Genomic DNA, 8,455 nt, shown 5'->3' with positions numbered 1-8,455 from the left:
CCATGCGCGCACCTTCTTCCACACCCTGGCCCAGCAAGCACTTGATCTCGCAGAAAAAAATGTGGGGAAACCTCAGAACCTGGAACCGTTATTTCCAGCTCTTGTTGCATCACGACCTCCGGCGAATGAAAGCTTTTGCGATGCACAGCACTAGCCCCTAACCGGGTCCCTGGCAAGGACTCACTACCTACCCGTTACAAACTGTAGAATTAAAAGGCTAGCCCTCACTTTTACCCAAGAGCAACAAGGAATCGATTGCAACTGAGCGGCGGCGTTTAGGGAGGGATACTTTGACTATAGCTACAGGCGCGGCGGAAGTCCTGCTAGTTGCCAACAAGCCAGGCCTTACCGAGACAGGTGGCGGACACGGGGCTAAGGGCGTTGACTTCCAGCGATGGTGGGCCGTTCTCAGGATGCTTGAACTGGAGCAGTCGAATGCCCCAGATTTCCTGCTGCTTTTCGAGGCAGTACAGGACGTCACTGAACTCGATTCCCTCAGCGCTCCTACCAAGGCCGCCATATACCAAGTAAAGAAGAAGGACACGGGGACCTGGTCTTGGTCGGTGTTGACTGGCACCTCAGCGCCTAAGCAACCGAAGTCCGCGAAGAAGATCGCTGCTAGCGGCCCCGCCGCACCGGTATCTACCGTTGCCCCGAGCTTCGACAATGTCGGCAACAGCGTCTTCGGCAAGATCCATCTGAGCTTGATGGCGTTTGAGAAGTTGCCGGCTGAGGGTATCTTCATTTCGAACGCTGGCTGTGACGTCCCACTAGCCTCCGGGGCGAACGCAGCGACATCTCTACCTTGCGTTCTATCAGACCTAGCAGCAGACCATGCGCAGCTCCTGACGGACGCGCTCCACACTCTGTGCGCTGCGGGAGCTCCGCTTCCAGATCTCAAGAGGGTGCGCGTTGCCCGTGTGGCCATTCATCCGGACGACCCCTCGGCGCCGGCGGTGGCCAAAGCGCTAGAACTGCTGGCACAACGTAGTCCCGGACATGCCGCACAGGCTCGAGCGTTCGTGGAGTCGCTTGTCATGAAGGTCTCTGCGCTAGGTCGCCGCACGGCGACGTGCGCGACGTTCGATGAGCTGGTTAAAGAACGAGGCTTTTCTAGGGCCGAGTTCCACACAGCGCTCAGTTCACTTGCAACCATCCCGGACCGAAACGCGCTCTTCGAGAGCTGGCTCACTAAGCTCCAACAGGAGGGCTTTGACTTCAGGGCGCTTACGACGATGCGAATGGCTGCGGCTAAAGTCGCGGCGGAACAACTTACCGGTCCATCGCCTGAAGCTCACTCCATTGACTTGTTCTGCGATAGCTGGGCGCAGACAAACGCGTGTGGACCAAATCTAAAGCCATACGTCGATGCTGCGCTTGTCGCGATGAAGGCTAACTTCGGGCAGTACCGGGACGAAGAGCTTTTGGCACGCTTTGTCATGAGGGTAATAACAACATGAATGGACCCGAGCTGAGACTTCTCGTTCGTAGCCTGAGAACTAAGACCTATGCATCGCTTTCGATTTCAAAACATCTGGCTGCTCTCACTGCGGGACAAGAAGGCACGCCACGTGAAGTTCCACCCGAGGAAGAACCTCATCAGGGGCCGGAACCATATGGGGAAGACAACACTAATTCGGAGCCTCTTTGAGACCCTGGGTGCTACCCCACAGGGAACTCTTGAGTCATGGGATGAAGACGCCGTCTCACTCCTCGAATTCTCGTTCGACGGGAGGCACTTCTTTGTTCTCCACCAGAACGGGCGCCGAGCACTGTTCGATGCAGACCGCCAGTTGATTGCCACGACGGCCAAGTTCGCCGAATGGACGAGGGTTTTCTGTCATGTCACGGACTTCAATCTAGTCTTCACTGGCAAGACCGAGTCGGAGGTTGTTTCGGCAGACGCTGCGTGCTTCTTCTTGCCATTCTATGTCAATCAAGACGGAAGCTGGCAATCTGAGTGGAACACATTCACTGGCCTCAAGCGCTTCACTGCGCCTTGGACTGCAATCCTCGAGTACTTCACTGGCGTTTGCCCCCCTGCGTACTACGAAGCGCGTGCGAAGAAAGGCCAACATTCGCGCGTATTGGATGAGCACCGTCGAGAGCTTAGGCTGCTGGAGCGAACATTGGACCGTTTCAGCCGCACTGTACCAGTGCATGGGCCCAAGCTAAGTGCTGCGAATTTCGAGGCTGAGATTGAGCAGCTGACCCGTGAAGTCTCCGAGCTCAACGGTCGCCAGGAGAAGCTCCGGAGTGATGCAGTTCGCGAACAAGAGTTGCTGGCCAGCCTGGACCATCAGATTCGGATGGCCGATGAGGCACTGAAGGCTTACAACAGTGATGCGGCATGGATCCGGACGGCGGGGAGTCAGCCGCTCATTTGCCCCACCTGTCACGCAGAGCACGAAAAGCCATTCTTAGACCTGTTGCGGTTCGCAGAGGACGCGCGTGTCCTGCGCGAACTAGCCGCACGCCTTCGCGACGATGCGGCCGTTGTTCGCGATCGATGCCAAAAGGTGTTCGGCGAACTGGCTACCCTCAACGAGAGCTACCTCCGGACATCCCGACTGCTGGACACCAGAAAAGGCGAACTCAAGTTTCAAGACGTGGTCGGAGGTATCGGTGCCGAAGGCGCTCTGGCCGCTTTTGCGGCCGAACGCAAGCAACTGCAAGAAGATATTGACGAAGCTATCCTGGCCGTCGACAAGCTAGATGAGACAATGAAGGAGCTGCGGGCCGTCAAGCGGACGAAAGCAATACTTGCCGACTTCAGAGGCTTTTACGCCGATGGCCGAGTCGCACTTAAGCTTCCTTCCGTTGACGTGTCCAAGATGAAACTGGCAGGGCGACCAGACCTCTCTGGAAGCGGAGGTCCCCGATCCATATTGGCTTACTACGCGGCTATTTGGCGCACGGCTCACGGCTCCAACGCTACGTACGATATTCCAGTGGTCATCGATTCGCCCAACCAGCAGGCGCAAGATGACGTAAATCTTCCCGCAGTGCTCGATTTCATCGCTAGAGACTTGCCGGACGATATCCAGCTCATCGTCGGCCTTGAGACGCCCACGGAGTATCTGTTCGATTTCGAACTGCACCTCGAGCGGAAATACTCTGTCCTCGTTGAGGAAGAATGGGAAGTCGCCTACAGCACGGTGGAGCCCCTGCTTCAATCGATGTACGCCAACTTGCTAGTCCCCTCGGCAAAAGCCACATCGGAATCTCATGCAGGCAGAGTCTGAAACAACGGTTCCAGGCTCAGTTCCACGTCAGCCTGACCGTCGCCAAATCATCGCGCCCATGCCTGCGCGCGTCGCGACATAGATCGGCAGCGATGCTGGTAGTGACGCGACAACGGCCGCAGTACGCGGCCGTTGTCGTTAGATCAGGCAACCAGGATCGTCTTGACGATTCCCGATTCCCGATTCCCGATTCCCGATTCCCGATTCCAAAGATCAATGATCGCTGGAACGCAGCCCATCCACATCCAGGATCAGCGCCATGCGGCCATCGCCGATCAGGGGGACGCCGGCATAGCCGGGCAGGCCGCGCAGAGCGTGGGGTAGGGGTTTGATCACAAAGAAGTGAATCTGGAACCGTTATTTGATGCTTGCTCACTTTAAAGGGTATTTCCCGAAGGGAAAAGCCTGATCAAGAGAAGGGCGATTAGATTTGTCCCCAGGGCAGAAAAAAGCGCTTCGAAGGCTTGATCTCTCGTATCTGCTTTTGCCAATCGGAAATTTGAGCTTGAAGCTTCTCCACTGAATAGTTTGAATTCTCACAGGCAGCTATGGCATCGAGAAGACCGTTGCCAACGTCCATGACCATCATGCCTGCCGCTTTGTGTCGTAGAGATAGAAGCTCCGATGCGATCAAATGAAGATCTTCGGCCTTGTCGGATCGAAGGATTTGGGTTCTCGGGCCGTCCCCTACGTAATTGATGGATCTGACAACTCGCAGTGCTTCATATTTTAATGCGTTGAACTTCGATAGTTTTGCCATCAAAAGCCCGGAATAGTAGCCAGCCACCGTACCAGGTGCCAACGCCATTGCTAAATCATATCCAAAGGCAGGCATTTTACGTTTTCCCGTTTTCGAATTATGCTTGGGGTGTTTAGTCGGTGGTCAGTGCTTTGTTCAATTCTGATTGCGCTCTCCACTCTCTTACGAAGCTGATGCCCATCAGCACATACCAAAGACAAGCCCCAAAAGCCACAAATAGAACCTTTCTTTGCTTGCTCACTTCCTTAGTTATATGGCTCCTTATCTCTGAATCGTTCCATATTCCACAAAGAATGGATCGATCTTCTGGTTTGAAGCCCTCTGGGGTGACCCACAGCTCGGCCTTTTTGGGGCAGTCCGACTTGGTAATCGTGACCCGATCGCCGAAAAACGGGCGCACTAGTGTTGCGTCACTATCCGAAAGCCATAGATCAGTGTGCGTTTTTTTAAGTGTTGCCAAAAGGCTGCTATTTGTGGTCATTCCGAGTGAAAGTAGTCCGGCTGGAATGAAAATTACGAATATTAAAATTGGAAGGGTGAACCAATATTTTCGAGGCAGTCGCTTTGGGATAATTTCAAGATTTTTCAAGTCAAAAACCCAGCCGGCTCTTCCTATTAAATCGAGCGAGATGTTTTTGAGGTTCGCAAACTCGGCCAACTTCTTTGCATCAAAGAGTGTTCTGGTTCGAACGCCGTGGGTCATGCGAAAACTGATCAATGCTGCTTGATCAGCCAGACTTTTCCTGATGACAGGATCTTCGACCTCATCTCGACTGATAAAAAATCTCAGTAGCCGAGAGTTGATAGGGTGAAAAGATCCGGCTCGCCAGCAGGTAATTCCTGCCGCGATGCAGATGCCGATGACCGAATATGGGGCGATTTCACGAGTTAGGAATTCAAGCCAATCCATTATTTTCTTCCGATGGGGGCCTAGTTGGCACGGGGATGTAGAGGATATCGGTTGGTGCGAGGACTATTTTAGAAGACCATGATGGGGTCAGGTGCACTTATCAGGCGACGGCGTTCGGCTTGCGTGGCCGGTATGGAACTGCGCCAGCGGCGCACACAGCCGCGCGAGACCCGCCAGCGTGTATTGACACGCCAGACCGTACACTTGCAATCTAGGCCCAAGGAGCGTCGAAACTCCTCAGAGAGCGGTACCCACCTCCGTCAAACCGGTGGGTTTTTTGTGCCTGCATCCTGCAGGTACAAACCGACGCAATGCCTGCGTCGGGAGGGCGGCTAATACAACACCCGCAAGGGGAATATGCCCGCCGGCTCTCTGCGGTTTCGAACCTCCCGACATCCCGTCGCCGTTGGTGGCGGTTCTTGGGTTGTTCCAGGAGGGCGTTGCCATGTCTACCGCACTATCCATACCGGCATCTGTGCCGGTTGATCTGTTGCCAGCTTCCGCTCACCGTCTGCGGTGGGATGTGGGCGAGGTGCTGCGCCGGCTCGTCGCACGCGCAGCTGTTGAGCAGGCGAGCGACGATCCCGCGCATTCGCTGAGTCGACAGCTCGTTGTGTTGCCGCGCACCTCGCGCGGCCCGTTCGCACGCAGGGCCGTGGCGTTGCAGCAGCGTGTCGACGCATCCACCAACCACCACCCGGAGGCGCCATGACACGCCGCCGCCCACCCACGGCATCTGCCAGCGCACGGCCCACCCGCACGCGTGCGCGCCCCACGCCGCCCAAGCGCGTGCAGTGGGTCGTTGTGGAACCCGACCGCACCACGCTGCCGCCGATGCTGCCACCCGACCCGGACGCCTCCCCGCAAGGCCCCGGCACGCTGGGCGCACCCCGCCGCGCCCGCCGCCCGCGCCAATGCACCGTCAGCTACACCCATTACCCCGGCGCCCACGACCACGCCGGCGACCAGCACGTACCCCATGTCCGCCTCAGCGGCCTATGGCTGGAACAACTGGGCTTTGCTATCGGCACCAAGCTGCGCATCACTGCCAGCGAAGGGCAGCTGTTGATGGAGGTGTTGCCGCTGGTGGAGGTTCCGGCCAAGGTGCGCAGCGTGCGGCGATGATGGCGTGGTTGCCAGAAGCCTTGCGATTGACCTCGGTGCCGGATGCCACTAGCGTCACACCCACACCAGCGCACAATGGATACCGCATGCTCGCGCGCCCTCTTTACGCTCTGCTCGCAACCTTCGCTCTGGGCGCATGCGCCCACACCTCAGCCACCCCCGCCCCGGCAATCGTCACGGAGACATCTGCCATGAGTTCATCCAGTCCTACCACTGTGCCGCCTAACAAGCCCACTGCGGAAGGCTTGCTTGGTCAGCTGCTTGTGTTGATCAAGGGCAGCCAGACCATCTCCGACTTCACTCCACAGCGTCTGAATTCCACGATGGGGCAGGCAGTTCAGTTCGTGAAAGGCGACGAAGGCCGATACCGGGCCTTTGGCCGGCTCACTAAGGATTGGAGTTATGGGTTTGGAGTCGATGAAACCAAACTTGATGGTAGATGGTTCGAATTCCGCTTTGACCGCAATGTAGCCGGTGCATCGCCGCCGATGAGCGAAATTTGTCGCCTCGACTTTGATCGCTTTACCCATCAGCTTGAGCAGATGGGGTTTGCGCGTGAGCGCAACATTGTCGAAGACGGCCGCTGGATGAGTGACTTCTTTACGCGTCCGGGAATGCGGGTAGAGGTTTTTCCGCGAGGTGAGGCTGCGGAACCGCAAGCGTTGGTAGCGCACAAATGCGTCGAATGGGTCTACATCCGATAAGTCCAAGGAGCGGACATGTCACTCAGTCCCGATGCTTTGAAAGTTGTGAATGATTTCGGCAATGAGCCCGGAGTTACCAAGCCTCACGTTGACCAACTGAAGCAGCTTCTAGCCGATTCGCCAGAACTTGCGCGCCAGCTGAATGAAGCAGTTGATCAAAAGCTGGTGACCAGCTTCAAGCCTCTCACCGATCCGCATGCCGGGGGTTCGTTTGATCCCATTGGCCACTCAATCCAGTTGCCACTGACAAAGCTGGTAAGCCCCACCGGAGTTGCTCCCGCATCTGCCGGAGATCTGACTTTCGTTCTTGGGCACGAGTTGCAACACAGCACCTTCAGCCCGGACGCGGAGGCCGCAAGGCAGCAATTTATGACTGAAGCTCGTACGATTGCGCGCACCACACACGACTATACGTCAGCCGCTGAAAAGGTCATTGCTAGCAACCGTGAGGATGAATCACGTGCAGAAATTGCGGGTTGGAATGCCACCCTCAGTAGGGTCAAAGGCGGTACGCCTCAGCCGACCTTGGAAGACATTTATCGTGCGGCTCCAGGAAGGATGCGTGATTTCATCGATACCGCTGCGGGAAGCCAAGGTCTCGTCTATACCTTAAAGCCCAATCTTTCCTTGAATCAAGATTTGACCATGTCAGCCACGCCGGCAAATATCGAGGCAATGGGTGTCAACTATTTCGATAAACCAGCACAGGATACGCAGATCGGTTATGGCGGCCTATCTGACTATCACAACCACTACGGACCTTGGGTCATCGGCACCGCAGCGATCTTTGAGCGTCACTACAATAAGGTGCAGCAGGGCACGCCTGAGCAACCGATGATCTTTAACCTGCAGCGGCTTGGTCTCAAAGAGGATGCACTAGAACGCAATGGTATTGATCTGGGCAGCAATACGCGCCCGATGCCTTACCTGGATAGCAGCACCCAGCCCCCGACGCCGGGCTTGTTCCAGCACAGCAAGAACACTCATCTGCATGTCTCGCCGATCTCTGCACAAGAGCTGGAGCAGGAGCTCCGTGCACGTGAATCCCAATCGCAAGGGACCTCAGCTCAACGTCTTCCGTCAGACCCAGGCCATGCGGATCACCAGCTATACCAGCAGATCAGAGGCGGGGTGCAAAAGCTCGATAGCGCACATGGCAGGCAGTGGGATGCATCGAGCCAACGCATGACAGCTAGCCTGCTTGCGCTGGCAAAAGAGGAAGGGTTGTCGCGGGTGGATCATGTGGTGCTCAACAACCCAACGGCTCAGCTGGCGGGCGGCGAGAAGGTCTTCGTCGTTCAGGGCGCCCTCAACGACCCGGCTCACCAGCGTGCCCATATGTCGACCATGGACGCCGTGCAGACACCAGAGACCCAGTCGTTCGATCGCCTGCAGGCAATCAACCAGACTCAGGCCCAGGCGCGCGAACAGCAGCAGGCGCTGGAGCAGTCCCAGCAAGCCGTCAGCCAGGCTGGTCCGTCGATGACGCGCTGAGTGTTTCGCAACGAGATAACGAGGTTCAAATAACGGTTCCGAAGTAACGGTTCCAGTTTCACTTCCACGGCAGCCTGGCCGTCGCCAAACCATCGCGCCCATGCATGCGCGCGTAGCGGCGCAGCATAACGGTTCCAGGTTCTGAGGTTTCCCCACATTTTTTTCTGCGAGATCAAGTGCTTGCTGGGCCAGGGTGTGGAAGAAGGTGCGCGCATGG

Annotated in this window: 8 protein-coding genes and 1 pseudogene; 6 read left to right on the top strand and 3 right to left on the bottom strand. The window is 56.6% G+C overall.

Going from position 1 to position 8,455, the window contains the following annotated elements; all coding sequences use genetic code 11:
• The first annotated feature begins 290 nt into the window (after positions 1–290).
• Positions 291–1,460, top strand: a complete 1,170-nt coding sequence (locus tag XdyCFBP7245_RS22780; protein WP_158255533.1) for a dsDNA nuclease domain-containing protein — start codon at positions 291–293, stop codon at positions 1,458–1,460.
• 156 nt (positions 1,461–1,616) lie between these two features.
• On the top strand, positions 1,617–3,245 hold the full coding sequence (locus tag XdyCFBP7245_RS22775) for a coiled-coil domain-containing protein (protein WP_211287771.1): 1,629 nt from the start codon (positions 1,617–1,619) through the stop codon (positions 3,243–3,245).
• Between the two features lie 213 nt (positions 3,246–3,458).
• Here XdyCFBP7245_RS22775 and XdyCFBP7245_RS24770 read toward each other — a convergent pair.
• The 3 genes and pseudogenes from XdyCFBP7245_RS24770 to XdyCFBP7245_RS23950 form a co-directional block, all read right to left on the bottom strand.
• A pseudogene (locus tag XdyCFBP7245_RS24770) lies at positions 3,459–3,581 on the bottom strand (hypothetical protein); the annotation flags it as partial.
• Between the two features lie 88 nt (positions 3,582–3,669).
• A complete protein-coding gene (locus XdyCFBP7245_RS22770; protein WP_146091722.1) occupies positions 3,670–4,080 on the bottom strand; it encodes a hypothetical protein in 411 nt (136 codons plus the stop codon).
• A 37-nt stretch (positions 4,081–4,117) separates the two neighbouring features.
• Positions 4,118–4,915, bottom strand: a complete 798-nt coding sequence (locus XdyCFBP7245_RS23950; RefSeq protein ID WP_146091721.1) for a DUF6216 family protein — start codon at positions 4,913–4,915, stop codon at positions 4,118–4,120.
• Between the two features lie 445 nt (positions 4,916–5,360).
• Here XdyCFBP7245_RS23950 and XdyCFBP7245_RS24655 point away from each other — a divergent pair, with 445 nt between their 5' ends.
• The 4 genes from XdyCFBP7245_RS24655 (at position 5,361) to XdyCFBP7245_RS22745 (ending at position 8,238) form a co-directional block, all read left to right on the top strand.
• The gene (locus tag XdyCFBP7245_RS24655; protein WP_244907905.1) at positions 5,361–5,627 is read left to right on the top strand and encodes a hypothetical protein; all 267 of its coding nucleotides are present in this window, start codon (positions 5,361–5,363) and stop codon (positions 5,625–5,627) included.
• Positions 5,624–6,040 carry a SymE family type I addiction module toxin gene (locus XdyCFBP7245_RS22755; protein WP_104617632.1) on the top strand — a complete coding sequence of 139 codons (417 nt, stop codon included), beginning with the start codon at positions 5,624–5,626 and terminating at the stop codon, positions 6,038–6,040. Before XdyCFBP7245_RS24655 ends, XdyCFBP7245_RS22755 begins: the two co-directional genes overlap by 4 nt.
• 86 nt (positions 6,041–6,126) lie before the next feature.
• Positions 6,127–6,744: a hypothetical protein gene (locus XdyCFBP7245_RS22750; RefSeq protein WP_104617631.1), complete on the top strand. Its 618-nt coding sequence runs from the start codon at positions 6,127–6,129 to the stop codon at positions 6,742–6,744.
• Between the two features lie 15 nt (positions 6,745–6,759).
• Positions 6,760–8,238, top strand: coding sequence for an XVIPCD domain-containing protein (locus XdyCFBP7245_RS22745; RefSeq protein ID WP_104617630.1), 1,479 nt, complete (start codon positions 6,760–6,762; stop codon positions 8,236–8,238).
• The last annotated feature ends 217 nt before the right edge of the window (positions 8,239–8,455 follow it).

This window comes from Xanthomonas dyei (assembly GCF_002939865.1).
In the GTDB taxonomy this organism is placed as follows: Bacteria; Pseudomonadota; Gammaproteobacteria; order Xanthomonadales; family Xanthomonadaceae; genus Xanthomonas; species Xanthomonas dyei.
This window is presented reverse-complemented; position numbering and strand designations above follow the sequence as displayed.

Coding starts and splice junctions, on each gene's coding strand:
- XdyCFBP7245_RS22775 (WP_211287771.1), top strand. CDS start 1,617: ATGGGGAAGACAACACTAATTCGGAGCCTCTTTGAGACCCTGGGTGCT.
- XdyCFBP7245_RS22770 (WP_146091722.1), bottom strand. CDS start 4,080: ATGCCTGCCTTTGGATATGATTTAGCAATGGCGTTGGCACCTGGTACG.
- XdyCFBP7245_RS23950 (WP_146091721.1), bottom strand. CDS start 4,915: ATGGATTGGCTTGAATTCCTAACTCGTGAAATCGCCCCATATTCGGTC.
- XdyCFBP7245_RS24655 (WP_244907905.1), top strand. CDS start 5,361: ATGTCTACCGCACTATCCATACCGGCATCTGTGCCGGTTGATCTGTTG.
- XdyCFBP7245_RS22755 (WP_104617632.1), top strand. CDS start 5,624: ATGACACGCCGCCGCCCACCCACGGCATCTGCCAGCGCACGGCCCACC.
- XdyCFBP7245_RS22750 (WP_104617631.1), top strand. CDS start 6,127: ATGCTCGCGCGCCCTCTTTACGCTCTGCTCGCAACCTTCGCTCTGGGC.
- XdyCFBP7245_RS22745 (WP_104617630.1), top strand. CDS start 6,760: ATGTCACTCAGTCCCGATGCTTTGAAAGTTGTGAATGATTTCGGCAAT.